Origin of the sequence: Rhizobium sp. AG207R (assembly GCF_027109195.1) — a bacterium.
Taxonomy (GTDB): Bacteria; Pseudomonadota; Alphaproteobacteria; order Rhizobiales; family Rhizobiaceae; genus Rhizobium; species Rhizobium dioscoreae.
Window position 1 is genome coordinate 1 of the sequence record NZ_JAEPVT010000022.1, and the last position, 26,455, is coordinate 26,455.

A 26,455-nucleotide genomic window follows, 5' to 3' on the forward strand; every position below is an offset into this window, starting at 1 on the left:
TCCTGTTGCCGAGCAGGAAATTGTTGGTTTCCTTGTAGGTCAGGCCGCTGTTGAAGGTGGTGATCGAATCCTTGTCCCGGAAGATTACGCGATCGGCGCCGATGCCAACCTGCTTGCTGTCGCCTGATGTATTGAGCGGCCCGAAATTACCCGGAACGGAGCTGTTATATTCGTACCAGGAGCCATTGGCGGAAAAGGTCCAATAGCCATAGGGCACGCTGACATTGCCGGAATAGCTGTTGCTCTTGCCGTGGCCATCATCGCGCCAGGGGTAATCGGGGCCGGTATGCTCGTAGCCGAAATTCCACTGATCGTTGATGCCGAAAAGATTGTCGTAGCCGATCGAGGCCGAGCTCTTGGAATAGCCGGTCTGTGCCTCACCGAGATTGCTGCTGCCGAATGACAGATGCCAAGGATGGTTGGGCTTGTTCTCGATGTTGAGGATGGAGGTGCCATCCGTCTTGCCGGGCAGCATCGCCGTCTTGGCGTTGTTGGAGGTCAGGCGGTTGATCTGGTCGAGACCCTGCTCGATATCGCGCAGATTGGTGATCTCGCCCTTCATGCCGGGAAAGGCCGTGGCGATCACGCCGGAGCCAGGCGCTGGCTTGCCGTTGATGTAGATGTCGGCAAGCGTGCCCTCGACGGCAACGAGGCGCAGCACCTTGGTCTTGGCGATATCCTGCGCCGGCACATAGACGCGGGAGCTGACAAACCCTTTGTCGAGATAGAGATGCGTCAGGTCACGCAGAAGTGCGTTGATATCACCGACGCCGACGCAGCGGTTCGCATAAGGCCCCGTCACCTTGTCGATCGCACCGGCAGAAAACTGCGTGACGCCCTCGACCTCGATATGGGTGATGGCAAAGCACGGGCCGGACTTGCCGCCACCGGTCGTCGGCGGCTGCTGACCTTCGGCCGCAGAAGGCTTTGGGGTCATCTGACCCAAGCTCTGCAGCCGCTGCTGTTCCGCTTCCTGCGCCTGACGGCGCGCGAAGTCGTCATTCGGCGTCGATGGAGCTACTTGCGCCATTGCGGGCGAGACGACAAAAGCTGCCACCATCAGAGAGCGGGCGGCCAGATCGAGACCGTACCGAGCGGCAGCGGATCGCTGGGCTGACTTCATGAATGCGCCTGCCCGGTTAGTTGGAAGCGGTCTTCTGCAGCGCATCAAGCGCGGACGACAGGCCCTTCAGCGAGAACTTGATGTTGACCTTCTGGCCATTCATCATCTGGACGTGGCCGGTACCATCCGCGGCCTTGGAAAGGGCTGCAACCATCTTGCCATCCAGCTTCTGCTGCGCCCAGCAGCCCGCTTGATTGCAGTTGCGGTAGGCAAGCTGCACGACGGGCTTATCAGCCGCGTCAATGCTAAGCCCGGCGGGCAGGTACATGTTGAGTGGCACGAGTGTCGTCAGCACCAGATCGGCTGCCGGCTGCTTTGCGGCCTTCTTATCCGACGCGGCGGGTGGCGCCACCTTGGCGATCGCCAATGTCAAAACGTTGACGTCCTGGTCGCCCTGCTTGACCGTGGCGATCTGCGCCACTTCGCAATTCGTGATCGCCGAACCGTCAGCCGCCTTGCCGTCGATGCAGCGATAGTACCAGTCGTCAAATTTCTGAACTCGAGCCTGCGGAGCTGTCGGCTGCTGCGCATTTGCCGCTGGAGCGGGACTTTGGCCAACGCCTGCATTGGCAGGTGCGTCTGCCGCTGGTGCCGGCTGCTCCTGCCCGAAACCCGGCAACGCATAGAGTGCCGATGTAGCGATGATTACGGGTGCGAGGGACTTGATGGCATATGTCTTTGCCAGCGCCGAAAATGTCATGAAAACCTTCCTGAAAACAACAATCTTCCAGTGGACAAAGAGAGCTCTGTCCATCGATCGTTCACCGGATTTCTGAAGCAACGCAGTACGAAAGAAGCCTTGGGACCTGGCCGCTACATAGCAGAATTCTAATCTATGCATCATAAAGTAGTGGTACCACTACAATAACTTGCGCTCGTTTTCGGGGTGGCGTGTCGGTTATGCAACAAATGCGCTCAATTGCTTGAAGGATAAACTTTCTTCCCTTCAGTTTTTCGACGAAAGGTTGAGGGGTTCAGCCAAGAACACGCACTGAAATTGACATCTTGAGCGAGTGGCGGATTTATCGGCAAAGCTCGTCCCGCGTTTTCTGAAATAGCAAAACTCGCCCATTGATCCCCTCACGGAACCAATTAGCTTGCAGTGCAAGAAGAACGCACGATTCGCTCCGGTCGGAGGGCTGGAAGAAAGTTCGCGCTGCAGTCAGGCAAATCTGTCGCGTGCAGGCAACAGTGCCTATGCCATATTCCCCTCGCGGTCGAAAACAGTGCCGATTCCGTCTTGCGGCTGACGAAACGGCTTGCAGCGACAGGTGCCGGCCTGTCTTTTGCTACGAAGCGGGTCCCTGTGGATACGGCCTGCACCGTCTGCTTAAAAAGCTCGGGTTTGATTGCGCTGTGGTCTCCCCGGCGATGATCCCCCGCCGCGCCGGTGATCGGATCAAGACCGACCGCCGAGACGCCGAGATGCTGGCGCGGCTATGACGGGCCGGAGAACTCACACCGATCTGGACGCCAGATGAAGAGCAGGAGGCCATGCGGGATTTGATCCGAACCCGCAAACAGGCTCTCGAAGCGCTGAAGCTCGCCAAGCAGCAACTCATGAGTTTTCTGCTTCGTCATGGCATTCGATATAATCGGCCATACTGGACGAAGATCCATTGGCGTTGGCTGGCGGTGAAATCCGCGGATGAGAGTATGATCCATCGGTTCGGACCGCCATCTCCAGCACCTTGCACAGGCTGCATCATTTGACCAACCTCGCGTCAGCGGGGTAACTTAAACGCGTCCGGAAAACCTAAACCGCTCATGAGAGCGTATGATTTCGCACTGATCTTGTTCTGACCCCTGTTCGACGGAGCCGTTGGCGCGATACAGCTTTCCGAGGAGGTGCAGGGTGACGGCGCCGAGCTTCTGGAGAACGCCCGGTCGTTTGGATTGGAAGGTATCATCGCCAAGGACCGGGACCGTCCGTACCGCTCGGGCAGAACCGACGATTGGCTGAAGATCAAATGTGTGCAAAGCGAGAGTTTCATGATCGTCGGCTACGAACAGTCGGCCGTAGCGCGCGGCGGGATCGGCAGTCTGCTGCTGGCAGCCCGGCGCGGTCATGATTGGGTGTATGTCGGCGCCGTCGGCACGGGCTTCAAGGAAAACGACGCATCCTACCTGAAGAAGACGCTCGACACGCTCAAGAGGCGCAATCCGGTCGTGCCGCTCAAAGGCAAGAATTACCTCTTCGCGGAGCCGACGCTTATCGCCGAGATCGAATTCCGCGGCTGGACCGACGACGGCAATCTGCGACACTAATCCTACAAAGGGCTGCGTGAGATCCAGGACAATGCTGCGGTCTACGAGCTCGACTGAGCCGATGGGGGTGGCCTTATCAAGTCCTATTTTTTTCCGCTGACGCTCTTGAATCCGAAATTCTCAAAAACCAAATCGATTGCCGCCAGCTGCTGAACACAGGGTTGGCCTTGCTGGAAGCGCGGCTTTCGGCGCTTCCGTACCCATGTTGCTTCAAGGAGGATATGGCTATGGCAACATCTTACGACTACGCACCCTTGTTCCGCTCGACCGTCGGGTTTGATCGGGTTTTCAATCTTCTCGAAAATGCTCAGCGCGCTCGTTCGATCAGCGATTGGCCGCCTTATGACATCGTCAAGACCGGCGACGACAGCTACCGGATTTCGATTGCGGTCGCGGGCTTTGCCCAGAACGATCTCGACATCACCTTCCAGTCCAACCTGCTGACGGTCACCGGCAAGAAGCAGGAGACCGCCAATGACGATTATCTCCATCGCGGCATCGCCAGCCGGCCGTTCGAGCACCGCTTCGAGCTTGCCGACCATGTCAGGGTGAACGGCGCCAATCTGCAGAACGGACTGCTGTCGATCGATCTGGTGCGTGAGATTCCCGAGGCCTTGAAGCCGCGCAAGATCGATATCCAGGCAAACCCGGCTCTCTCACAAAAAGTCGCCCCGGCGCAGATCGAGGCGCAAAAGGCAGCGTAACCCGCATTCTCTGCACAACAAGGGCGCCACGGCGGTGGCGCCCATTAACATTCCGGGTTGGGAAGGAGAGAGCGATGAAACCCGACATGTTCAGACAACCTGTGACCATCCTCGTCGGCCTTGGCTTTCCGACGAAGGTCCACACCGTCATGGACGCCTACCGGCACCTTGCCGATTGGCCCGCCTCGTCTGGGGACACGGCGCATTCCATTGCCCTTAAGGCATGTCAGGCGGCCCTTCGCGGAGAGATCGAAGCCGAGACCGCGCGCGGCCTGTTTGCTGCCTTTGCTGAGAAGCACGATCTGCTGGCGCCGGAAACGGACGTGATCGCCGCCTCCCGCCGTAGGCACGACAAAGAGCCGCACGTTCGCTAAGGAGGCGGCCGAGATGCACGGGATTTTGGAGCAGGGCGCAAGCAGTGCCGCTGCGATGGGTCCGACGATCCTGCTTCAGGGCATGCAGATTGAGCGGCCTCTTGACGTGGTGAAAGCGACCGCGCTCTCCGCAGACGACAAGCGGACCGTCCTGGCGGCATGGGCTTCGCACTTCTATGCGATCGACTCCAAGCCGGCGTTCCGCCACATGCCTGGAACACCCGACCCGATTTCCATGGGTAAAGTGCAGGCTGCCCTCAAAGAACTGGATCGGTGCTACGGATAGTGAGTGAGCGTGCCGGCCGAACGTGCCGGTTCATTCGCGTGGCGACCGTCTGCGATCGAGATCGGAATGGTCGAGACCGAAGTGTTCTAGGACGAGGTCGAGATTACGGCGGTTGGATTTGAAATAGACGTCGAACAGGTCCCCGGCCAACGGCACACTCCCGGCCGCCGCGTCGAAACCAATATTGACCAGCATCTTAAAAAGCTTGTCATTCGGCACGCCAAGCCGCCGCGCCTCGTTGACGATGTAGAGACTGATCGCAGCGCCGGCAAAGTCACCGACAACAGGCACCAACCCTATGATGGAATCTGCACCAAACGAATAGCGCGTTGCGGGAATGCGTAACGCCGTGTCCATGAGCCGCGCCAACCCACGCATGCGGCGAAGGCGGGCCAGACGGTCCATGTTGCGGAAATCCGTGTACTGACTACGCGTTCGTTCGTATGTCATGCTGCCGCTTTCGTCATCTTGCCCAGTCTCTTGATGGCCTGCTCCAGCGACCTTTGTCCGTCACAATAATCCTGCCAGGCGCTCGTCTTGGCCAGCAACGCTGGCACGGTGCGGATAGTGAAGCGTTTCGGATCCAGATCTGCCTTCACCTGGCTCCAGGTGAGCGGCATCGATACCGTCGCGCCCGGCCGCGCGCGGGGCGACAACGGCGCGACGGCGGTCGCCATTCGATCGTTGCGGAGGTAGTCGAGGAAGATCCGGCCGTTACGCTGGTTCTTGGCCATCTTGATCAGATAGAGCTCAGGGTTCTCGCGTGCCATCTGCAGGCAGACATCGTGTGCGAACCCTTTTGCCTCCGGCCAGGTGAGCTTTTTGCCCCTCGGTACCGCGAGCGGCGTGACGACATGCAGACCCTTGCCACCGGTGGTCTTGCAGAAGCTGACGAGACCCAGTTCTTCGAGTCTGTCACGCATTTCCCGAGCGGCTTCGACGACGGTGGAGAAGGGGACGTCCGGACCGGGATCAAGGTCGAAGACGAGACGGCCCGGCACCTCCGGCTGGCCCGGTTCGCAATTCCAGGGATGCAGCTCGACGCCGCCGATCTGGGCGATGGCGGCAAGGCCCTCGACCCGGTCAACCTGCAGATAGGGTTTCTTATCGCCGAAGACCTTGACCAGTTCGAGCAGGTTCGACGTTCCCGGCATAGCGTGCCGCTGGAAGAATTGCTCGCCGCCAATGCCATCGGGCGTCCGGATGATCGAGCATGGCCGCCCCCTGATATGGTCGATCAGCCATTGACCGACGGCTTCGTAGTAGCGGGCCAGTTCCACCTTCGTGACCGGTTCGCCATCATTGGCCTCCGGCCAGAGCGGCTTGTCCGGGTTGGAGATCAACACGCCCATGACAGCTTCCTTGCCGCCCTTGCGCGGCGACTTCGCGGTCCGTTTCTGTTTGGCCTTTGTCTCCGGATCGGGCGTTTCCACCTCAGCTGGCTCGATCGGCTTCTCCGCGATGACTTCCCCTGCTGGCTTATCTTCCCTTAGCCCCTTGAACGCTGCTTGGCGCACCAGCCCGTCGGCGGTCCAACCGGCAAACTCAATCTCCGCGACAAGTTCCGGCTTCACCCAGACGACGTTGGGCTCCTCTTTCGGCGCCCCAATACCGGTAAACGGGGACTTGGCCGTTTCCAGCGCGCGCAGCTTGGGAAGCAGCACACCGACCTTGCCAGCGCCGTAGCCCGTGCCGACCCGGCCGACATAGACAAAATGGCTACCGCGATTGACGCCGACCAGCAGTGAGCGGAATTTGCGGTTGGTCTTGGCATAGGCGCCGATGACGACTTCATGGCCAGCGCGGCACTTCGACTTCGCCCAGGTGTCCGTACGGCCCGATTGATACGGCGCGTCGGCCTGTTTCGAGACAATGCCTTCGAGCGACAGCTTGCAGGCCGACTTCAGGACGGCATCTCCGCCGGTCTCGAAATGCTCCACGAACCGCAGGCGTGGATCCTCGCCGGCATCATCCAACAATTTCTGCAGACGATCCTTGCGCTCGGTGAGCGGCAGTTGCCGCAGATCCTCATCGCCCTCAAACAACAGGTCGAAGGAAAAGTAGACCAGTGCGTCGGTCTTTCCTTCCGATAGCGCCGCCTGTAGCGCGGCGAAATCAGGCGCACCATTTTCGTCGAGGGCGCAGATCTCCCCGTCGATGATGGCATCAGGCAGGTTTGCAGCCGATGTCGCGATCGCCGGATATTTTGCCGTCCAATCCAGGCCCTTGCGGGTCTTTAGCGTCACCTCGCCGTTTTCAATGCGTGCCTGGATGCGGTAGCCGTCGAACTTGATCTCGTGGATCCAGCCCTCGGTCGAGGGCGGCCGTTCCAGCGTTTCGCAGAGTTGCGGCGCGATGAAGTCGGGCATTGCGGACTTCGCTGGCTTGGCAGCTTTGGCTGGGGCTGATTTCCTTTTAGTTTTGGTTTCGGCTTTGCGTTCTTCCGCAGCAAGGCCGTGGTTTCTGTCCCACACCGCATCCGCCTGAACGTCGCCACTCTGGACCATGAACGGCTTCGGCTTCCTGCCTTTGCCGGCGGCGATCGCTTCCATGGTTCGGCCCGAGGCGACTGAGGTTGCGTTCTCCTCAAGGACGGCCGCGCCGTCTTCCTCGACCGAGAAATCGTCGTGATGCTTGATCAGCAACCAATTGGTCCGCTTGCCGCCGTCGCGATCATTGCGCATCCGCACGAGGACAAAGCTGCCATGCAGCCGCTCACCTTCCAGGGCGAATTTGAAATCGCCTTTGGCGAGAGCCTGCTCCGGCGTCTTGCTGCCTTCGGGCTCCCAGTAGCCGCGGTCCCACAACATTACCGTGCCGCCGCCATACTGTCCCTTCGGGATAGTGCCCTCGAAATCACCGTAGTCGAGCGGGTGGTCCTCGACCTCGACCGCCAACCGCTTGTCATGCGGGTCGAGCGAGGGCCCCTTCGTCACCGCCCAGGACTTGAACACCCCATCGAGTTCGAGTCGCAGATCGTAATGCAGCCGCGTTGCATCGTGCTTCTGGATGACGAAGCGTCTGCGGTTCGATGCCTTCAGCTTCGCTGCGCCGCTCGGCTCCTGCGTCTTCTTAAAATCGCGCTTCTGCTTATAGGTTGATAGCTTGTCGCTGGCCATGGCAGTCCTCAGTACAAATCCGCCTCCCGCCTCGGATGAAGACGGGATGAGGCGCGGGCCGGACAGGTGATACGCTCGATTGCCGTTTCGTTGGCCGCGATGAGAAACCGGAAAAATCATCGCGTTCGTCATCCCTGTCACGTCCGGTTGACACAGCACGCGACCTCAACAAGCAAAAGGCGACAGATAATCGTTTTGTTCCATGGAGTTGGACAAGGGAGTTGGGCAAGAGCGCCATCAGCTCTGAATGACCGACCTGGCCCGTCGGAATTGATATGCGCTTTCAGCATGACTGCGCTGCGGCAAAGTCTATTTAATAGGCGAGGAGAACCCGTATGATGTGGCTATCGAAGCGATGCACCTCCTCCCGCGTCGGTTCGATATGCAGACGTCCTCCTCCTCCCAAGGCGTGTGCGGGAACAGCAACCCTCCTCCTCCCAGTTGCTGTTCGGTTATTTTCGAAAAGCCTGCCGCACCTCCTCCCGCGGCAGGCTTTTTCGTTTTCATGCGTGGAATATGTCCGCTACCACGGATCCCGCACTTGGAGACATCAAGTGTGCCTTCACCTGCGAGATTTTTTAGGTTGTACTCGAAAATTGCGCCACCCAAGCAACGACTTGATCCGCTCAAACCGGACGCAATTAACAGGGTAGGCGGTTCGTACCTCGTCAAGAGCGTCGTTCTTGATGGTTCGAGTGTCTGGCCATTGCCGACCAAAACGACAGCCTTGATCAGGGCGACGGGCCGATTTCGGAGCAGCAGTGCCCTTTAATTTCCAGTAAAGCATCCAGAATTTGATTGAAGATGTAAGAGACTGTCTGCCGTATTTGCTCCGCGTAATAATCATGAAGTTGGCGAAAGACCCTCCGCGAATGGATCGGGCCACGTGGGCTCATCGAGAACATCAATCAGATGTTTGCGTAATTAGCTTGTTGAATTCTTCACGCGCCCTCAAAATTCACCATTCAGTATCACGTATCCGTCGCCGATTCCGTCAACGTGGGCGCGCCCACGAAATTCGGTAAAATTATCCAATAGGATGATTTCTCGTCCAGCTGGAACTACGACCAGGTCTCCTTTCTCCATCAGCTGCGTTTGGGAGGATCCATCACCATAGTCGTCGAGCGCTTTCTGCGTTTTGAAAAAAGAGCGCCTCCCTTTTTCACAGTTCCTTTTGAGAACGGTGGGGCGATCCCGTCACGAAAGCTCTGTATCACCTTATAATCTCCGGAAGTTGGGGGCGATCGGACGTCGCCCGCATAGGCTTTCATATTCCCGGCCAGGGCTCCCAAAAGAGACCCGGCAACAAATACCCTACGGTTCGTTTTCACTTTCAACTCCCGTTGCAGTCGCCGCGTCAAGCGTGATGTTGATGAAACCCACCTGACGACGAATTTGTGACAAGCATTTGTTGGGACGCAAGAGCTGACGCAGAAAGGGACGGCGATGTTTCCATGCTCGAACCGGTATCGAACGTTGACTTTGCCTGCGCGAGGCGACTTGCGGAGGCCGCGGTTGTTCCGCCGGAAGGTGCTTGGATCGCGTTGAGAACCGGCTGGTCTCTTGATTGCCGATATCGCCGTTGGGCGTTTCGATGCTCTGGCCGGCCGTCTCTTGCGTGGTGTCGATGATCGGGATGGGCTCGCAGAGGAGATGGACGCCATAGTCGCGGCAGACGGCAGAGCCTTGCGTTTTAGCTCCGTCGAGCAAGCAAAGCTGTAAAGCGGTTGAGCGGGGACATCGACCGACCCACCAATCCCATCGGACATCACGCAAGTTGTTCATCTCGCGTCCTGCACGCCGCCAGATTGATCAATATTTAACCGATACGGTAACTTGATCTGAAATCGCGACTGTTAAAGAGGGCTTCCCTTTCGAGACGCCCTCTCATGATCCTAGAATTGCAGAATGCCATTCTTGAAATGATTGCCAAAGGCGAACCGCTGGCGACCACGCTTTCAGCACTATGCTCAAAGGTTGAAGCAGCGGTTCCCGGTATTGCGGCCACCGTCTTAAAGTCTGATGGCGTCCGTCTATCGACGCTGGCGGCGCCGTCACTTCCAGCGTCGTATTCAGCCGCTGTGGACGATCTTAAAGTGGGGCCTCACTCGGGTTCTTGCGGGTCCGCCGCCTTCCATGGATGGCCCGTTGTTGTCACCGACATAGAAACCGACTTTAGGTGGACCGATTACGCGGCAGTCGCTCTCCCGCTTGGCCTGAAGGCTTGCTGGTCAAGTCCCATCAAGAGCGGGGACCGGGTGGTCGGCACGTTCGCATTCTACTACCGCGAGAGCCGCGGACCAAGTGAGCTTGAGCAGACGATCGTGGATGCGTGTGTGCATCTCTGCTCGATCGCAATCGAGCGTGAAGAACGGGTGGCGGAGCGTCAGCGTCTGACATACACGGACGGCCTCACCGGGCTTCGGAATCGGGCTGCTTTCGATCTCGCTCTTCGAACCCTGGCACCGCCTGTAAATCACGGCTGGGGCATTATCATCGCCGATGTCGACAACCTGAAGATGGTAAACGATACGTTTGGTCACGCGGCTGGCGATGCTCTGATCCGCGTTGTTGCGGAGCGCATCGCGGCAGCCGCGGGCAGGGAAAGGAGCTATCGGCTCGGTGGTGATGAATTTGCAGTCATCGTTGTCGGCGGAGGCGAGCTCGATCTGCAGAGCGAGGCGGCTCAGATCCTGAGGGAAATCGAGCTTCCAACAGATTGCGCGGGTCACGTCATCTTTCCTGCGGCGACACTCGGCGGCGCTTTGGCTACCAACGATATCAATCCCGAGCAAGCCCGGCAAAATGCAGACATTGCGCTCTACCACGCCAAGGAACATGCCCGTGGACAATTCGTCGAGTACCATTCCGGTCTCGGGACAGCGTTGACGCGCCGCTTCAGGGCGATAAGAGACGTCAGCCTTGCACTATCCGACAACCGCATCGAGGCCTACTACCAGCCGATCGTGCGACTTGATACACGCGAGGCTGTGGGCCTTGAGGCGTTATGCCGGATGAAGACCCATTCCGGCGACATCGTCGCAGCAGCTCATTTTCATGAGGCGACCAAAGACGCTCACGTTGCTTCAACACTGACGGAACGAATGTTGAGCAAAGTTGCTAAGGACATGCGGACATGGCTCGACGGTGGGCTTCCTCTGCGGCATGTCGGCGTCAACCTGTCGGCTGCAGACTTCCGCAAGGGTGGACTGCGTGACAAAATCTGCCGAGTGTTCGAAGATGCTAACGTTCCCCTTGAGCACCTAATCCTCGAGGTGACGGAGTCCGTTTACCTAGGACAGCGAGACCACGTTGTGGCGGATGAGATCAAAGCGCTGCGCTTAGAGGGCCTGAAAGTCGCGCTCGCCGACTTCGGGACCGGCTATGCGTCCTTGACCCATCTTCTGACGGTGCCGGTCGACATCATCAAAATCGACAAATCCTTCATCGACCAAACGAGGCTTGGTGACGCCGGGATGGTGATCGTCGAGGGCGTGCTTTCGATCGCAGATAAGCTTGGTATCCGCGTGGTGGCGGAAGGTATCGAGGACGAAGAACAAGCCTCCCGTCTCGAAGCCTTCGGGTGCAAGCTTGGTCAAGGCTACCTTTTCGCCAGAGCGATGGACGCCATGAAAGCAGGACAGTTCTTGAGCGCGCATGGCCAACGGCTCGTGCCCAGCGGCTCCTTCTCGGAGCCACTCAAGGTGCTCCAGCTAAGATAGCTCCTTCATCACTTTCATACGCGTGGTTTTCATCAGTCGATAATGCAAGACTTTCAGGAAGATCATAAATGCTCAAACGCATCCCATTGAACCAGCTCCGGGTCGGCATGTTCATCAACGACATGGAATTCGCGACCGAGGTCGGTGCTGCGCGCTTCAAGCCTTTTCTGGTCTCAAGAGGCGATGAGGTGAGAAGGCTTGCTAATGAACATGTCAGAAGCGTCGTCATCGATATCACGAAGGGCGCAGATGTCGCTGGCATGCCGCAACGCAACGGACCGGAGAGCTTCGAGGCGCAGCTGCTGAACGCATTCTCAAAGAGCGAGATCAGCCGCGCAAGACAGTCGATCCATGATGTCGCACCGCATCTTCGCCACGTGCTGGAGGATGCTCGCGTGAACGGTTGTTTCGCCGACGAGGCTGCCAGCACTGCCGTGGAGCGCATCATGTTGGAGACGCTCGACAACACCGGCGCGCTCATTGCTGTCGCCAAGCTCAAGCAAAAGGACGAGATCACGTTTCTTCACTCGCTCGCCGTCAGCGCTTTAATGATCGCATTCGGGCGGGGTCTCGGCCACAGGCAAGAAGATGTCCGTGTTCTCGGTCTAGGCGGCCTCGTCCACGATCTTGGAAAGATGGCCATTCCCGATCACATTCTGAACAAGCCAGGCAAACTGACCGGCGAGGAGATGGATCTTGTTCGCGCCCATCCGCAAAAGGGCTACGAGATGGTGGCGAAAGCAGGGTCGGCGCCGGCCGAGGTCCTTGATATCTGCCGTTTCCATCATGAGCGGTATGATGGCGGAGGTTATCCCGATCGCTTATCGGGCAGGAAGATCCCGTACGTCGCACGCGTTGCTGCCATTTGCGACGTATACGAGGCGCTGACAACCATCCGCCCTTACAAGCCGGCATTCTCACAGGCTGAAGCCATCAATACGATGATGAACTCTTCCGGGCATTTCGATCAGAATCTCCTGTCAGCGTTCGTCTCGAAGATGGTCATAAGCGGCACGCTACACTAGCTTTGTTATCTGGCACGGAAAGACGGGCCGGCCCACTCCCCGTTTCACGCCTCCAGTTGAGCCTTAAGCGTGCTGATCAGGCACTCCTCGATAGCACCGCGTGTTACCCGCAGTGTGGTAACATCATTACCCTTCCATGATCGTACAACTTTGCCCTTGGCAAGGAACACGGCTCGACTGCATAAGCGAGGTATGATTTCCACGTCGTGAGTGGAGATGAGACTGCACGTCTTCCGCTTGCGGCCAGCTCCATCAACAGGGACTTCATCTCCCAAGCGGCCGGTAGATCCAGGCCTTTCGGGGGCTCATCAAGGTCAGCAACGGCGGCGAGCCGAGCAGGGTTGCGGCGATTGAGATCTTCCCGCGCGTGCCCAGTGAACATTCTACGTCGACGGCGCTCAGTCAACATGGTTTTAAACAACGTCCCGCACCGTACAGAACCTCCGTTTGATGGAACTTCAAGCCGATCCACAAGTTCCACTGCTACTCAACAGCTCGGAGTTCGCCATGAAGCCAGCCGTCGCCCTTGTCACTGGAGCGGGATCCGGAATCGGAAAAGCGGCGGCGTTAGGTCTGGCCAGAGAGGGATACAAAATCGGTGCGCTCGGGCGTACGCCCGGAGAGATCTCCACCACGGTGGAGGAAATCTTGGCGAACGGAGGACAAGCTATCTCCCTGCTGGCGGACATATCGGATGAGGGGCAGGTGGATGCAGCTGTGGATCAGCTCGTTAAGCAGTATGGCCGCCTCGATGTTGTAGTCGCCAATGCCGGCATCAATGGCGTATGGGCGCCCATCGACGATCTGAAGCTTTCGGAATGGAACGACACGATTTCGGTCAACCTGACTGGCACCTTCCTAACGATCCGCGCGACCGTGCCCGAGCTGAAGCGATCGGGCGGAGGATCCATCATCGTTGTATCGTCCATCAACGGGACGAGAACGTTCACGACACCGGGCGCGACAGCCTATACGGCCACGAAAGCAGGGCAGGTCGCGATGGTGCAGCAGCTCGCTCTCGAACTTGCCCGTCTCCACATTCGTGTCAACGCCGTGTGTCCAGGTGAAATCGAGACGAACATCGAAGCTAACACCAAGGCCCGAAGGGAAGACGAAACGTCGATACCTGTCGTCTGGCCCGAGGGGCAGGTACCCATTACCGGAGGGCGTCCGGGTCGCAGTGAAGACGTCGCCGACCTCATCATCTTTCTCGCATCCGATAAGTCTCGGCATATCACTGGCTCGCCTATCTGGGTCGATGGCGGCCAAGGTCTGCTCCGATAGTATCAGATATCCGCCGCGTCGGTTCAGGCCCTGCGAACCGTGACGAGATCTCCGCTCTGGGTGTTGCGAAGCCGGCGCACACCGCTCAACCGTTTTCCAGGACGACAACCGTGGCCGAGTTTCCAGCGGTACCTCAATGAGGCTCAGAACTATGCTTTGAGGGCGCTCCTTATCAAGGTGATTACGTTTCGCACATCGTTTGGTTGATCGCGGGTCGGTGAACACGTCGATCTCATCCCTGGCCGGCGCGAAATCAGTCCTCATACTCGCAGAGGGCAAATGCTCCCTGTTGAGCGCGCAACCCGAAACGACGTCGGGAGTGGCCTAGAGACAACGTTTCGTCAGGTTGGCAATGAATCCAGGATCGGATCAGGCTTGAAAATCTCCAGTCCAAAACGGAGGCGGCCGTCAAACGGCCGGATGTCTCGTAAATCCAGGCTGTCGAGCGCGAACGATACGTGGGGGGTGTAGTCTCGGTAAACCACGTCATCCCCGCCCGGCGAAACTCAGCGTGACGGCGGGAAAGCTTGACGGAACCAAGGCCAGTACGACGATGCCTCCAAAGTTCAGTATAGCTCTTCGTTGGCTCGCGCGGACCGTCAAATCGCTCGCGGCGGGAACCAACTGCCGCCAGAAGCAAGTCCACCATCCCACCGCTCTGGAAATTTAAGTTGACGATGCCTTTCGAACACGCCAGAAGCGAAGCCCTTTACGCAACCCAGTTCGACAGAAATCGAGTTTCGGAATTTGGCGGGATTTCGGAGGCTGCGGATGGCGAACTTGTATTGGGCGAAGGCTCAATCGATATCGCCTTCAGGCACTTCGGGTCGGGTTGCCTCTGTTCAACAACGGCCTCAGCGAATGCCAGGCTTCTCGGCCATACTGGAGGGCGACGCCATATGATGCCGTCTGCGCGTTGGATCGCATCAAGTAGCAAGTTGAAGCCGCCTCCAGAACCCATTGATCCGTTTGAACTATGCGGGGTAGTTCCGCATCAATTTCATTTCTGAGCCTATGGGCGGGGCGACTATCAATAGATAACAATAGTTGATAATTCGCGCTCGTAGCTCATATTCAGAACAGGAGGTAATCGTCATGGCAAGTTTCGCACTCAATGAACACCACGAGCGCTTCATCAAAAGGCAGCTTGAATCCGGTCGCTATAACAACGCAAGTGAAGTTGTTCGCGCGGGCCTGAGATTGCTTGAAGATCAGGAAGACGCCCGCGAACGCTGGCTGACTCAGGAAATCCCGAGCCGTTATGCAGATCTGAAGCGCGACCCGTCCGCTAGCGTGACTCTGGATGAGGCTTTTGACCAGTTGGAAGCTGAGCATCGGGCTCAACTGGCGAAAACCAAGTAGGTATAAAATAAAATTGTCCTGCATAAGCAGGCGCAGGCTGAGTTGCGTGACTTGTTCCGGGATCTCGCCAGCGTTGAAAGGGCTGGACCTACGGTGGCGTGGAGCTATGTCAACGGCATCCGGCAGTTTATCGAGGAGCTTGCGACGTTTCCCAAACGCGGCACGGTGGGAGACAACCTCATCCCCGGTCTTCGGATCATTGGTTATCGTAGGAGCGTGAGTATCGCGTTTGTTGTCGAGGAGACCGAGGTGCTGGTGTCGGGAATCTTCTATGCTGGACGGGACATCACGACCGAGATCCTCGAAGAACGCCTATAGGCGATTTGTCCCACTCCTCGGGCGAAAGGAGAGTGCGAGGTGAGGGACAAAGGACTTTCCTCACTCTGGTACTGGGCGGTCGAGTTGGCAGAGCCGCATCTTAGCAATACCTGCCGTCAGCAGGTAAAGGCAAATTCTGCCGGCAGAGCCTTGTTTACGATCTCACGATTGGAAAAGCAGCAATGATGCAGGTCAGTGAAATATCGCACGCTTCGACCTCCGATTTGAGGACGTTAAAGAGGGGTGGCGACAGCAGGTTCGGCGGTCCCTCTTCCAAAGCGCCGAGAGAATTGATTTTAGGTTGCTTTGATAAGCCTAAGATTCTCAAAGGTGTGCGAGTTTATGAGTTTGAACGCCGGCAGGAAGCCTTCCGTCCGCGGTAGAGGTACGGTTGCAAGTCCATTTCCCCCGACGCGGCTACCCTTTCGTCGACGATCCAGCGTAGCGTTGAAAGGACACAGACGGGATCGGTAGCGTTGGCATCGCCTGCCAATGCCATAGCTTGACAGCGGCAGCCCCCGAAATCGATATGCTTGCGGTCACAACTCCGGCACGGCTCTTCCATCCATTCATCGCCGCGATAGGTGTTAAAGGCGCTGCCATCATACCAGATCTCAGCAAGAGGTTTTTCGCGAACATTCTCAAAGCTCAGGCCAGGAATCGTCTCTGCAGCATGGCAGGGCAGGACAAGACCTGCGGGCGTAACATTGAGGCCAATTCTGCCCCATCCGCCCATGCAAGCTTTTGGATATCGCGCATGATAATCGGCAGGCACGTAATCGATCACCAAAAAGCCTTCGAGTTTTTCGCGCGCCCTTTCGACAACCGCTTTTGCCTTGGAGGCCTGGTTTGCACTTGGCATTAGCGCCTGCCGGTTAAGCTCGGCCCATCCATGGAACTGAACAGTCGCGACCTCAAGTCGTCGTGCCCCGAGTTCGACAGCCAGCGAAATCATGCTTTCAAGTTCGTCCATATTCTGTCGGTGGCAAACTGCATTGACGGTCAAGGGCAGGCCCGCAGAGCGCACCCATTCCGCGACCTCGATCTTCCGCGCATAACCACCTTTATAACCGCCGACTAGATCGGCTTTCTCGGGTGTCGCGCCCTGGATCGACAGTTGGATATGATCAAGGCCTGCAGCGCTGAGCGCCTCCACTCTTTCGCGCGTCAAGCCGACGCCTGACGTGATAAGGTTGGTGTAAAGCCCGAACGAGGTCGCGGCAGCCGCAAGTTCAACGAGATCGCGACGTGATGCTGGCTCTCCACCGGACAAATGCAGATGAAGAACGCCAATATTAGCTGCTTGACGGAATGTCTCAATCCACTCGTCGGTCGATAGCTCATCGTTCGGTTTCGTCAGCTCCAGCGGATTGGAACAATAAGGGCAGGCGAGCGGACAGCGATGCGTCAACTCCGCCAACATCGCCATCGGAGGCGGTGCTCGCCTCGCCTCCGGCAAAGGAAATCGCTGACGCGTATTCGCATTCATTCGACTGCCTCCAGCATCCGCCGGTTGGCAAATTCCCGGACGAACGAGAGGATGTCGCCAAGCACCTGCTCCTTCGGAGCCTCGAACTGTTGTGCAAAATCGGAGGCGATGTCGTCGAGTGTTTTATGCCCGTCAAGAGCCTGGACGATCGCTAACGCGATCTCATCCAACGCAATTGCGCGTTCCGGAGCCAGAAGAACCATCTGATTTCGGACGTTATCTTCCCGTAGTCGCACGCCACGGGAGAGCTTGACGATGGAGAAGGGACCGATAAGCGGCGCGTCGCCTGTCATGATGCAGCTCCCAAGGCTGCCGTCCGGTCGGAGACAGTTCCCGGCGTCACGGCTTCAAATCCATCCCAGGCGCCCGGGGGGATCCGCGCCGGCGCTACATAAGCGGAATAAAGGGCGTCCAACTGTGACCATAGGACATCTGTCTTGAAGGTGAGCGCCGCCGCCGCTGCATTCTGCTTCTCTGTCGTGTCCGCATTGTCCAGCACATAGGAAAGGCCGAAAGCAACCTCCTGCGGCGCCTCGTTCAGTCGCTGGCGGAAATAGGAGAGTGCGGCATCGTTCGCGAAGCCATAATGTTTAAGCAGGCCGGCAATACGATCCGCATGGATCGCCGGCGCAAACATCTCCGTTAGCGATGAGGCGACGGCCTCAAGCATCGGCTTTTCACGAACGAAGGAAACATAGGCATCGACCGCAAACCGCGTTGCGGCGAGAACGCCCTTGGTGGAGGCCACGTAGTCGGGATCAAGGCCAACCGCCTCCGCGAGTTTGAGCCAGCGGCGGATCCCGCCGCCTTCTTCGATGCCGCCATCATGATCCTCAATGCGTCGTCGCCAGATGCGACGCAGCTCCGGATCTTCGACACGAGACATGAACGCTGCGTCCTTCATCGGTATCCGGCTTTGGTAATAATAGCGATTGATCACCCAGGCCCGCACCTGGGTCATGGTACATTCACCGCCGTGCAGCATTCGGTGAAACGGATGCTTGTCGTGGTAGCGCTCCGCGCCGATTGCCTTCAGGCGGCGTTCGAATTCGGCTTTGTCAGGGGTCGAGGGCAAGCGTCACCTCCATGCCATCCCGGGCTATCTCAAAGCCATGTTCCAGAACGAAGTCTCGTTCCGGGCTATGTCGCCAGATCGGATTGGTGTTATTGATATGAACGTAAATCTTGCGGGGGATGTTCAGTCGGGAAAGAACTTCCAGACTGCCTTCCGCGCCGCTGATCGGGATGTGACCCATGCGCCGTCCGGTCTTATGACCGGTTCCCGTTACGATCATCTCATCGTCGCTGAAAACCGTGCCGTCGAAGAATACCAGCGACGCACCATCAAGGCGCTCAGCAAGCGCATCGGTGATCTGGGCACAGCCGGGAATGTAGTAGGCTCGCGCATCTCCTACGACGATTTCAACACCGATGGTCAGGTCGTTTTCGATCCCGATCTGCAAATCGCCTGTCTCCATGAAAAGCGGAACCTTGCCCGGTACGGCAAACAGCGTCGCCGACATGCCGGCAAGCGGCTGGAAGGGGTGGTCCAGATTTGCTGCGCTTATGGCAACAAAAGCCGGATTCAGCGCACGGAAGATAGGATTGTAGCCTAAGATGTTTGCCACGGAGGGACTGGTGAACAGCTTGAACCTCTGGCTTTCCCTCAGCACCAGAAGACCGGCGATATGGTCGATGTCCCCGTTAGTGATGATGACGCTTTCGATCGGCGTATCTCGCAAACTCTTCGGGGAGAGTGGACGGTTATCGATAAGTTGCTGGCGGATGTCGGGAGAGGCATTCATGATCGTCCAGTTCTCTCCATCCAGCGTGGCAGCGAGGGACGATTGGGTCTGCGGACTCAGCGCCGCGCTGGGGTCTCGCGCCATATTGCAGTTAAGGCAGCCGCAATTCCATTGCGGCAACCCACCACCGGCTGCCGCGCCAAGCACGAGAAAACGCAACTTGTCAGCCTTGTGCCGCACGTGTTGCGGGCTCAGAACAGAATGGGTTCGCCGCCGTCCGCCGGAGCGTAACGATTGATTTCCATGCCACAGCTGACTTCAATAAACTTCGGTGCATGCCATTTCATGATCATCTCCTTGTTTGCGTTGCTTTGTTTCTGCGAGCCACCGCTCGCCGGAGCTCGGGGACCCTTTGAGGATATTCGCCACACGCATATATGACGCTCTAACCCTACCCTTGAGGTGGTCCCTTAATGAAGAACGTCAAGGGGACGTCCTTGCGCAAGAAATCGTTACTGCCGATCGTCTGATACCGCGAAGGGCCGGCCATCGGCGTGCCTGGTGACGCGGCTTTGCATGTTCGATTTGACCTTGCCCCCATATGTGGAACGGCCCGCGTGGCAAGAGCTTTTTCAGTCGATTTACATTGGAACGGTGCGGTCATATGTCCGGCCTTTACGCGCAGCACATGGCCGCTGGCCTTGATGAGATCCGCGAAACGAGGAGCTAAATCAAGTTTACGCGCTTGTGCGCATTGGGGGCAGTAGCTTCACTCGCGTCGGGATTAGCCGCAGCAGTTCCAGCATGGATGGACGGGTTCGAGGTGGAGCGGGAACGCTATCGCCAGGAGTTGGACGATTGCCGGCGCCGTCTCGTATCCTATCAGTCCCGGCGGGGCGGTGTATTCGGCTTCATTGATGAACACGCGAAGAAGCGCAAAGCATTGCGTGAGGTCGAGGGGGGGCGCTCGCCACCTTAGCGCGGGAGGATGCCGGGACGTATAAAATCGCCGCATAGTCCAGCGGTTTGGAGAGAGATTGTCCAAGGCCGACCGGACTTAATCACCCAACAGGATGGCGCCATAGTCGGTAGCGCCATGCAACACATGGATGATGACCACCTTCGCGTTTTCGACGCGGTAAAAGATCAGATAATTGCCATGAACGCGGCGGCGGATACCATGGTGTTCGTAGCGGGGCACAAGCGCGAAGCCGTTCGGATTATCGGCGAGATCTTCACACTTGCTCCGCAGCTCTCGAACGAATGAAAGGGCGCGCCAGGGATTGTCCCGTGCGATATAGTCGGCGATCTGCTCAAGATCGCTTTCCGCCTCGTTGGAAAACTCAAGGATCATACCGATTATTCGGCCTGGTCAGCCATCGCGCGGTATTTTGCCTCAAGTCGCTCGAACACATCGTTCGCTGGCCTCGTTCGCCCCGCGTCGGCATCGGCAATGCCGCGCATGACGGAAGCATCCAACGCGGCAAGTCGGGTCTCGCGGTCTTGGACCAGTCGCACACCTTCCCGCAGGACTTCGCTTTTCGAGCCATAGCGACCTGTGTCAACGAGCTGCTGGATATAGCTTTCGAGCTGCTTTCCCAGATCGGCACTAATCATGCTGTACTCCATCGAATGTGATGAAAGAAGATAGGCCGTTTATCAACTATTATCAATCCTCTTCCCTCTCACCCTCCTTCCGAATGTGTGAGGTGAGATTGGAAAGTGGCAAGGAAGAGAAAAAGATGACGCTGCACGGCAACATTGTCCTCCTTCCGGAGCATCTTCATTCGAGATCGATACGCGCGCCATTGTGTTCTCCCATTTCCATGATAAAGGACATTATCAGGGATTTCGAGGACTTGGCGAGCGGCCAAAGTGATTGCGCGTTCGAATCTCATCACATCAACGGCTCCGATTTTGCTGACCGTGGGTCGTGATCTGTAAAAGTGGTGTTGCAGCAAGGGGTGAAACGATTGCTTTCGCCCTCATCGGCCGTTGAGACGCCGCTTCGTACTTTCCCGACCGCGGAAGCATCGTTATCCGCCTTTCACGTTGTCGCACGACGTGGCGGTGTCTTTATAACGTCAGGCGCAATCCCACAGAACGCAATATTGTTGTTCGCGTTTGTAATAGTCTTCGTCAGCTCTTCCACCGTCATGACGCCCGCCCTCCCTGAGATCTAGTGCGTCATGGAGCTCCCCGGTAGAACCTCGAATTGCCAGAATTTGTCCGGGGTAAAGTAAACTTTCATTGGCGCGCACGGTTTGCATCGTCACATTCTCATAGTCATTTCGATTGCTGCGTAGAAAGTCGATGTAGCGGGCAACTTGCCCTTCGCTAGGGCCAATCGCTCCGCGGTCATCCTGTCACGCGCTGCAGGATCGCGAATGCTCACTACTTGCGTCCTATCCTTGGAGTTCTTGACGCGAAGGCCAGTCCACTCACGATGATCAGCAGCATCGCCGCACAAACGAAACTTGAGGTGAAGAAGATCAGCCCACTGAAGCCAAGAAACCACGGTGCCGCGAGCAGGGCTAGGCCTAGCCAAAATTTCAACCAGTCGATCCAGGCTTCAGGATTGAAAATCCCGAGGATGGAGACGTTCACAATCGTCAGACCAACGGCTGTTCCGGTTGCATATACCATCATCGATGCGGTAGCCACCGAAAGAAGATCAGGCGCCAACCACGGCGTCAGGAAGATAAACGTTCCAAGAAGAAGGCCGAACCAGTTTTGCCAGCGTGGTTCCTGCATGGAAAATCCTCCATGGTGACGGATTATTCTTGTATTTTTCAACCATAACATCAGTGACATGCATCAATGCCTTCGCGGTTTTTTGCCGCTTCGATTCGATGTCGGAGGCCGATGAAACTGGACGACGCGAGATGCTGAGGTGTCTCATGCGCCAAGTTCAGACTTGAAGTGCTTTCCTTGCGGATAGCTCTTCAGCGGTGTCCATAGCCATGTCGAGGACGACCCGCCCGCCTATGCGGCCCTGCTTCAAATCGGACAGCACCTTATTTATGTCCTTCAGCGGCGCGCGTCGAATAGCTGCCTTGACCTTGTGATCCGCGGCGAAAGCGATCGCCTCATCGAGATCGCGACGCGTTCCCACGATCGATCCACGGATGGTGATGCGTTTCAGGACGACGTCGAAGATCGGTGTCGCAAACTGGCCCGGCGGAAGACCAACCAGGCTCATCGTTCCCCTCTTGCGGACCAGCGATAAGGCCTGTGAGAAGGCCGATGGTGATACCGCCGTTACAAGAACGCCGTGAGCGCCGCCTTGAGTTACTTTCATTACCTCTGATACCGTATCCGGGACTGCGGCGTTGATGGCGAAGTCAGCTCCGGCCATGCGCGCGAGGTTCAGTTTCGATGGCGCGATATCGAGGGCGATCACCTTTAATCCCATTGCCTTGGCGTATTGGATGGCGATATGCCCGAGCCCTCCGACACCTGAGATCACAACCCACTCGCCGGGACGGGCCTCGGTCTCCTTGAGGCCCTTATACGTCGTCACGCCGGCGCAAAGAATGGGCGCGATTTCGGCGAAATCAACATGCTCAGGCAGGCGGGCCGCGAAGCCGGCATCGGCGATGACATAGTCGGCAAAGCCGCCGTCGCAGCTATAGCCGGTATTGTGCTGATGGTCGCACAGGGTTTCCCATCCAGTCTCGCAATATTCGCATTTCAGACAGGCGTCATGCAGCCAGGCAATCCCAACGCGATCCCCCTCCTTGAGATTGGTAACGCCAGCGCCGACAGCCGCGACTATGCCTGCTACCTCGTGTCCCGGCGTAAATGGAAGCGAGGGGCGGACGGGCCAATCGCCCTCGGCTGCATGCAGATCGGTATGGCAGACACCGCAGGCCTTGACCCTCACCAGGATCTTTCCTGGTTCGGGCCGTGGGACCGGCCTATATTCGATCGACAAGGGCTTACCAAATTCCGTGACAATGGCAGCCCGCATCATCTTGTCCATTTGGACCTCCTGTTGATATCGGCACTCGTGTGGTGATTAAGGCGGCCTGTGCGCAGGGGGCAGACGGTGATCCGAGGCATCATCGCCACGGCCTCCCTAGGCGACCAATGACTTCGATAGCAGCACAAGCCTTGGATCATCGGGATAGGGTTTGACCCTGAAACCCATGTTCTGTTCGATCTCAACAGCGTCATAATTGTTTCTGTCTTCGATGGATTCGATCGTTTGCAGACCCCGGTTCTTGGCTTCCCGTACCATCAGGCTCAGAAGCTCCCAGCCGAGACCATGCCCCTTGAGATCGCTCCGTACGGAAATGGCGACTTCGGCTCGCTTCTTGTCCCGGTCGCAGGCGAGCACCGCCGTTGCGATCGGTGTTGCGGTATTCCTGGCGAACGCAATATAGCTTTCCACGGCGCTATGATCGACGCCGATCAATTCCGCGATCTGCTTGCGGGAAACATGCTTGATCGCCGAGAAAAAACGGAAACGAAGATCTTGCGGACTGACGTGATCGAAAAGTTCGGTGAGGAGTCCTTCGTCGCCATTTGTGGCCGGTCTGACCGAGACCCGCAAACCATCACGCGTCACTATATTCCACTGCTGTTCCGGCATGACCGCTTCTCCATTCGTGCGATATTTCACTTGCTTAGACTGGTTGGTAATTGACCTTGATCTTAGATCTGCGAAGGAAGTCCGCATTGACGGGGATCAAATCCGCAAAGGTTCTGACAAGAATAATGAGGGAACACCTTCAGGCGCCTCGCAGCATTTATCCACACGATAGCTGGAAAACAGGACCAATCGCCGCGTTGAACCGTGAGAGATCTGATAGGCCAATCGTCAGCCGGTCGGCCCGTTGCGCTTTGGGATGTCAGTTCGCCCACCGACTCCCTGGCGACGCGGCAACGCTTCACAATCCTGGATGCCTATTCCTACCGTAGGGCCAGGTAGGGATAGCCATGATAGGCGAAGATCACGGGCCGATCCCGCGTAAACAGCCTGTCGAAGACGTCATCGGCCAATCCATGCGGATGCTGTTCCTTCGACTGCAACGCTAATAGATCGACGACGTTGACCACGCGAGTTGAGAGTTCCAGAATATTCTCGTGGAAAAGATCGACGGCGGCGGGCGTCCGCCTTCAACGGTTCGCGTAGCGGATTGTCGAGGAGATAGATTGCCCGACCGAAAGATCATTGGCAGCGCGCCGATAGCGGTCGATGAGACGGAGCTCATTGGTGTCGAGCGAATGCGCAAGAATGGCACTTGGCTGGTTTTCCATATCACTACTCCAATTCGAAATGGTCAAATGCGGACTTCGATTGAAGCGGTGAGCCATTGATCTCGATCATTTGCTTGTCAGGAGCGACAAGGCCTCATCGCCGATGATCTGTTCCTCGTCGGTCGGAATGACGAAGGTTCTAATCTTGCTCGAAAAGGTGCTGATGATTGGGCCGTTGGCGATGTTTTTATCAAGGTCGCGATCCACTCCCAGCCATCGTAGGCGGTCACAGACTGCGGCTCGGATCTCTGGCTGATGTTCCCCGATCCCGGCGGTGAAAATAAGACCATCGAGGCCGCCGAGAGTTGCCGTCATGCGACCGATTTCCCCGGCTATCCGCAAGGTAAAAAGGTCTATCGCCTCGCGTGCCTCCCCACGCGTGTCTTTCAGGAGATCGCGGGTATCGCCGCTGATCCCCGATATGCCGAGCAAGCCAGACCGATAATAGAGCATCTCTTCAAGGTTTCGAAGCGTCCTGCCACTCGTTCCGAGAAGGTACAGCAGCGCACCTGGGTCGAGGGTACCGCAGCGTGTCGCCATCGGAACACCGTCGAGCGTTGAAAATCCCATGCTGCAATCACGACTTTCCCCATTGTCGAGAGCACATAGGCTGGCACCGTTACCGAGATGGGCAACGATGACCTTGCCAGCAGCAATCTCGGGAGCGCGACTGCGCAATTCGCCGATGATGAATTTGTAGGAGAGCCCATGAAAGCCGTAGCGCTTAATGCCACGATCGTGCAAAGCCCTTGGTAGGGCAAATCGGCGAACCAGGTCGCTTTGGGTTGCGTGAAAAGCCGTGTCGAAGGAAGCGGTTTGCTTGAGCGCCGGTCGCAAATGTTTTACCGCGCGGATCACGCGAAGCGCCTGCGGCTGATGTAACGGCGCGAGCGCCACCAACTTGTCCAATTCGCCGATGGTGGTCTCGTCGAGGATGACGGGGCCCGCGAATCGATCGCCCCCATGAACCACGCGATGGCCCGCAAAGTGAACAGCCGACATGTCAAAATGGGCAGCCAGCGCCTCGAATACTTCCGCGACGACATCCCGCAGATCCTCTCCTCCCTCCGCGTATAGCTGAATATCAAAGGAAGCGGGTCCTTCGCTCAGATGAAAGGTGAGGGGTCTTCTGCCGAAATCCACCAGTCCTTTGCCAATGCGACACGCGCCGTGGACGTCGCACTGAAACAGACCGATCTTCAATGTCGAAGAGCCCATGTTGAATGTGAGAAGCAGGGTCGTGTCCGCCATGACTTTTCAATCTGTTCAAAGTCCGCTCTTTTCAAGAGCTTGCTGAAAGTAGTTGGGCACGGTGGACTCTCTATCAGAGATGTCCGCTGCGCATATCGCCCAGCGATTATCGTTTCTTTTGACACAAGTTGGCGGAGGTGGCTTTGACCCATGTCAAGCCGACGAATGCCCGCGATTTCTGATGGTTCCCTCATCTTGACGAAGATCAAGGCGGACTTCCTTTTGTTGCTTAAGCTCGCCTCCATCGACCAACGTCCAAACAGGAGGTGCGACCATGCAAGCCAAGACTATCCTGAGCGTCATCGGTGTTGATCAAAACGACGATGACCTGCATTCCGCAATCGAATTGTGCCGGGCATCCAAGGCCCACCTGTCGGTGCTGGTGACGGCACTTGCTGCTCCGCCGATTGGCGGACATGGCGAAGTGACGTCCACGGTATGGCTCGAGGAGCGTGAGCGCCAGACGGAAAACCTTCGTCGGAAGGTCGCTGCCGCCAATGCCATTCTCAAGGCTGATGATGTTTCGTTCGACGTGACCAGCCTCTTTACGGAATACGGATGGGCGGAGAATGAAATCGGACAACGGGCGCGCTATGTCGACCTGACGCTGATCGGCGGCGGCTTTCTGGCCCAGGACGATATGCGGCAGGAAATTCTGAACGGAGCCCTGTTTCGGTCGCCGGCGCCGATCCTTCTTGTGCCCAAAGGGCATGCCGCTTCTCTTCGGCCGAAAACGGTCTTGGTTGCCTGGGACTCCCGCAACGAAGCAAGCACGGCCGTGCGGGCCACGATGGAGCAGCTGATCGCGGCCGATAGCGTGTGTGTCGCCATGGTCGATCCATCCGCGACGATCGGCAGCAACGGCGAAGAGCCTGGAGCCGATGTTGCGACCTTTCTCGCAAGACATGGCATCCGAGTCTCGGTGGATGTCTTGCCCAGCGCTGGTCGCGCTGTTGCGGACGTTCTACGTCAGCATGCGATCGACATCGGCGCCGAGCTGATTGTCATGGGTGCTTACGGGCATTCGCGGGTGCGTGAGTGGATCTTCGGAGGGACGACGCGCTCCATGCTGGAGCACACGCCTGTTCCATTGATGATGACACGCTGATGCCAATTGGCT

At 57.5% G+C, this 26,455-nt stretch carries 26 protein-coding genes and 3 pseudogenes; 11 read left to right on the forward strand and 18 right to left on the reverse strand.

The genetic code is table 11. The features are described 5' to 3' along the window. On the reverse strand, positions 1-1,123 hold a 1,123-nt coding region (locus tag JJQ51_RS32470), incomplete at its 3' end, for a ShlB/FhaC/HecB family hemolysin secretion/activation protein (protein ID WP_269245844.1). Between the two features lie 16 nt (positions 1,124-1,139). After that, positions 1,140-1,823 (reverse strand): invasion associated locus B family protein, encoded by a 684-nt coding sequence (locus JJQ51_RS32475; RefSeq protein WP_269245845.1) that lies wholly within the window; start codon positions 1,821-1,823, stop codon positions 1,140-1,142. 516 nt (positions 1,824-2,339) lie between these two features. Between JJQ51_RS32475 and JJQ51_RS32480 the strand changes: the two are divergent. From JJQ51_RS32480 to JJQ51_RS32500, 5 genes and pseudogenes are all read left to right on the forward strand, one after another. Then, a pseudogene (locus JJQ51_RS32480) lies at positions 2,340-2,755 on the forward strand (IS110 family transposase); the annotation flags it as partial. 180 nt (positions 2,756-2,935) lie between these two features. Next, a pseudogene (locus JJQ51_RS32485) lies at positions 2,936-3,391 on the forward strand (ATP dependent DNA ligase); the annotation flags it as partial. 227 nt (positions 3,392-3,618) lie between these two features. Next, positions 3,619-4,095, forward strand: a complete 477-nt coding sequence (locus JJQ51_RS32490; RefSeq protein ID WP_152096724.1) for an Hsp20 family protein — start codon at positions 3,619-3,621, stop codon at positions 4,093-4,095. 74 nt (positions 4,096-4,169) lie between these two features. Next, positions 4,170-4,469: a DUF982 domain-containing protein gene (locus tag JJQ51_RS32495; RefSeq protein WP_113421328.1), complete on the forward strand. Its 300-nt coding sequence runs from the start codon at positions 4,170-4,172 to the stop codon at positions 4,467-4,469. Between the two features lie 13 nt (positions 4,470-4,482). Beyond that, on the forward strand, positions 4,483-4,755 hold the full coding sequence (locus JJQ51_RS32500; protein WP_269245846.1) for a hypothetical protein: 273 nt from the start codon (positions 4,483-4,485) through the stop codon (positions 4,753-4,755). Between the two features lie 30 nt (positions 4,756-4,785). On the opposite strand, the gene JJQ51_RS32505 is transcribed toward JJQ51_RS32500, so the two are convergent. The 3 genes from JJQ51_RS32505 to JJQ51_RS32515 form a co-directional block, all read right to left on the reverse strand. Continuing rightward, complete coding sequence (locus JJQ51_RS32505) at positions 4,786-5,205, reverse strand: DUF4112 domain-containing protein (RefSeq protein WP_269245847.1); 420 nt, start codon at positions 5,203-5,205, stop codon at positions 4,786-4,788. Then, positions 5,202-7,874 (reverse strand): DNA ligase D, encoded by a 2,673-nt coding sequence (ligD, locus tag JJQ51_RS32510; protein ID WP_269245848.1) that lies wholly within the window; start codon positions 7,872-7,874, stop codon positions 5,202-5,204. Before ligD ends, JJQ51_RS32505 begins: the two co-directional genes overlap by 4 nt. Before the next feature lie 1,314 nt (positions 7,875-9,188). Beyond that, positions 9,189-9,659 (reverse strand): hypothetical protein, encoded by a 471-nt coding sequence (locus JJQ51_RS32515; protein WP_173004684.1) that lies wholly within the window; start codon positions 9,657-9,659, stop codon positions 9,189-9,191. A gap of 104 nt (positions 9,660-9,763) precedes the next feature. On the opposite strand from JJQ51_RS32515, the gene JJQ51_RS32520 reads away from it, so the two are divergent. The 5 genes from JJQ51_RS32520 to JJQ51_RS32540 all read left to right on the forward strand — a co-directional run bounded on the left by JJQ51_RS32520 (position 9,764) and on the right by JJQ51_RS32540 (position 15,585). After that, the gene (locus JJQ51_RS32520; RefSeq protein ID WP_269245849.1) at positions 9,764-11,596 is read left to right on the forward strand and encodes a bifunctional diguanylate cyclase/phosphodiesterase; all 1,833 of its coding nucleotides are present in this window, start codon (positions 9,764-9,766) and stop codon (positions 11,594-11,596) included. A gap of 68 nt (positions 11,597-11,664) precedes the next feature. Continuing rightward, positions 11,665-12,621 carry an HD-GYP domain-containing protein gene (locus JJQ51_RS32525; RefSeq protein WP_113355660.1) on the forward strand — a complete coding sequence of 319 codons (957 nt, stop codon included), beginning with the start codon at positions 11,665-11,667 and terminating at the stop codon, positions 12,619-12,621. A gap of 507 nt (positions 12,622-13,128) precedes the next feature. Further along, positions 13,129-13,905, forward strand: coding sequence for an SDR family oxidoreductase (locus JJQ51_RS32530; protein ID WP_113395190.1), 777 nt, complete (start codon positions 13,129-13,131; stop codon positions 13,903-13,905). A gap of 1,095 nt (positions 13,906-15,000) precedes the next feature. Beyond that, positions 15,001-15,267 carry a type II toxin-antitoxin system ParD family antitoxin gene (locus JJQ51_RS32535; RefSeq protein WP_269245850.1) on the forward strand — a complete coding sequence of 89 codons (267 nt, stop codon included), beginning with the start codon at positions 15,001-15,003 and terminating at the stop codon, positions 15,265-15,267. A gap of 12 nt (positions 15,268-15,279) precedes the next feature. Further along, positions 15,280-15,585, forward strand: coding sequence for a type II toxin-antitoxin system RelE/ParE family toxin (locus tag JJQ51_RS32540; protein ID WP_269245859.1), 306 nt, complete (start codon positions 15,280-15,282; stop codon positions 15,583-15,585). 340 nt (positions 15,586-15,925) lie between these two features. On the opposite strand, the gene pqqE is transcribed toward JJQ51_RS32540, so the two are convergent. The 13 genes and pseudogenes from pqqE to JJQ51_RS32605 form a co-directional block, all read right to left on the reverse strand. Beyond that, on the reverse strand, positions 15,926-17,074 hold the full coding sequence (pqqE, locus tag JJQ51_RS32545) for a pyrroloquinoline quinone biosynthesis protein PqqE (protein WP_269245851.1): 1,149 nt from the start codon (positions 17,072-17,074) through the stop codon (positions 15,926-15,928). Continuing rightward, the gene (pqqD, locus tag JJQ51_RS32550) at positions 17,071-17,367 is read right to left on the reverse strand and encodes a pyrroloquinoline quinone biosynthesis peptide chaperone PqqD (RefSeq protein WP_113355819.1); all 297 of its coding nucleotides are present in this window, start codon (positions 17,365-17,367) and stop codon (positions 17,071-17,073) included. The genes pqqE and pqqD overlap by 4 nt, the downstream gene beginning before the upstream one ends. Then, complete coding sequence (gene pqqC / locus JJQ51_RS32555; protein ID WP_113355818.1) at positions 17,364-18,149, reverse strand: pyrroloquinoline-quinone synthase PqqC; 786 nt, start codon at positions 18,147-18,149, stop codon at positions 17,364-17,366. The genes pqqD and pqqC overlap by 4 nt, the downstream gene beginning before the upstream one ends. After that, positions 18,133-19,038, reverse strand: coding sequence for a pyrroloquinoline quinone biosynthesis protein PqqB (gene pqqB / locus JJQ51_RS32560; protein ID WP_269245852.1), 906 nt, complete (start codon positions 19,036-19,038; stop codon positions 18,133-18,135). The genes pqqC and pqqB overlap by 17 nt, the downstream gene beginning before the upstream one ends. A 32-nt stretch (positions 19,039-19,070) precedes the next feature. Further along, positions 19,071-19,166, reverse strand: coding sequence for a pyrroloquinoline quinone precursor peptide PqqA (gene pqqA / locus JJQ51_RS32565; RefSeq protein WP_069614208.1), 96 nt, complete (start codon positions 19,164-19,166; stop codon positions 19,071-19,073). Between the two features lie 710 nt (positions 19,167-19,876). Continuing rightward, positions 19,877-20,173, reverse strand: coding sequence for a type II toxin-antitoxin system RelE/ParE family toxin (locus tag JJQ51_RS32570; protein ID WP_113355816.1), 297 nt, complete (start codon positions 20,171-20,173; stop codon positions 19,877-19,879). 5 nt (positions 20,174-20,178) lie between these two features. Continuing rightward, positions 20,179-20,436 (reverse strand): type II toxin-antitoxin system ParD family antitoxin, encoded by a 258-nt coding sequence (locus tag JJQ51_RS32575; RefSeq protein ID WP_113391326.1) that lies wholly within the window; start codon positions 20,434-20,436, stop codon positions 20,179-20,181. 777 nt (positions 20,437-21,213) lie between these two features. Continuing rightward, complete coding sequence (locus JJQ51_RS32580) at positions 21,214-21,573, reverse strand: SPW repeat domain-containing protein (protein ID WP_113421319.1); 360 nt, start codon at positions 21,571-21,573, stop codon at positions 21,214-21,216. Positions 21,574-21,730: 157 nt separating this feature from the next. Further along, positions 21,731-22,804 carry an alcohol dehydrogenase AdhP gene (gene adhP / locus JJQ51_RS32585; protein ID WP_269245853.1) on the reverse strand — a complete coding sequence of 358 codons (1,074 nt, stop codon included), beginning with the start codon at positions 22,802-22,804 and terminating at the stop codon, positions 21,731-21,733. 96 nt (positions 22,805-22,900) lie between these two features. After that, positions 22,901-23,416: a GNAT family N-acetyltransferase gene (locus JJQ51_RS32590; protein WP_162759668.1), complete on the reverse strand. Its 516-nt coding sequence runs from the start codon at positions 23,414-23,416 to the stop codon at positions 22,901-22,903. Between the two features lie 323 nt (positions 23,417-23,739). Then, positions 23,740-23,937 (reverse strand): annotated as a pseudogene (locus JJQ51_RS32595) (hypothetical protein); the annotation flags it as partial. A 6-nt stretch (positions 23,938-23,943) separates the two neighbouring features. Further along, positions 23,944-24,084 carry a hypothetical protein gene (locus JJQ51_RS32600; protein ID WP_156090759.1) on the reverse strand — a complete coding sequence of 47 codons (141 nt, stop codon included), beginning with the start codon at positions 24,082-24,084 and terminating at the stop codon, positions 23,944-23,946. Between the two features lie 66 nt (positions 24,085-24,150). Then, complete coding sequence (locus JJQ51_RS32605; RefSeq protein WP_113355811.1) at positions 24,151-25,335, reverse strand: acetate/propionate family kinase; 1,185 nt, start codon at positions 25,333-25,335, stop codon at positions 24,151-24,153. A 274-nt stretch (positions 25,336-25,609) separates the two neighbouring features. Here JJQ51_RS32605 and JJQ51_RS32610 point away from each other — a divergent pair, with 274 nt between their 5' ends. Further along, on the forward strand, positions 25,610-26,443 hold the full coding sequence (locus JJQ51_RS32610) for a universal stress protein (protein ID WP_113391330.1): 834 nt from the start codon (positions 25,610-25,612) through the stop codon (positions 26,441-26,443). The last annotated feature ends 12 nt before the right edge of the window (positions 26,444-26,455 follow it).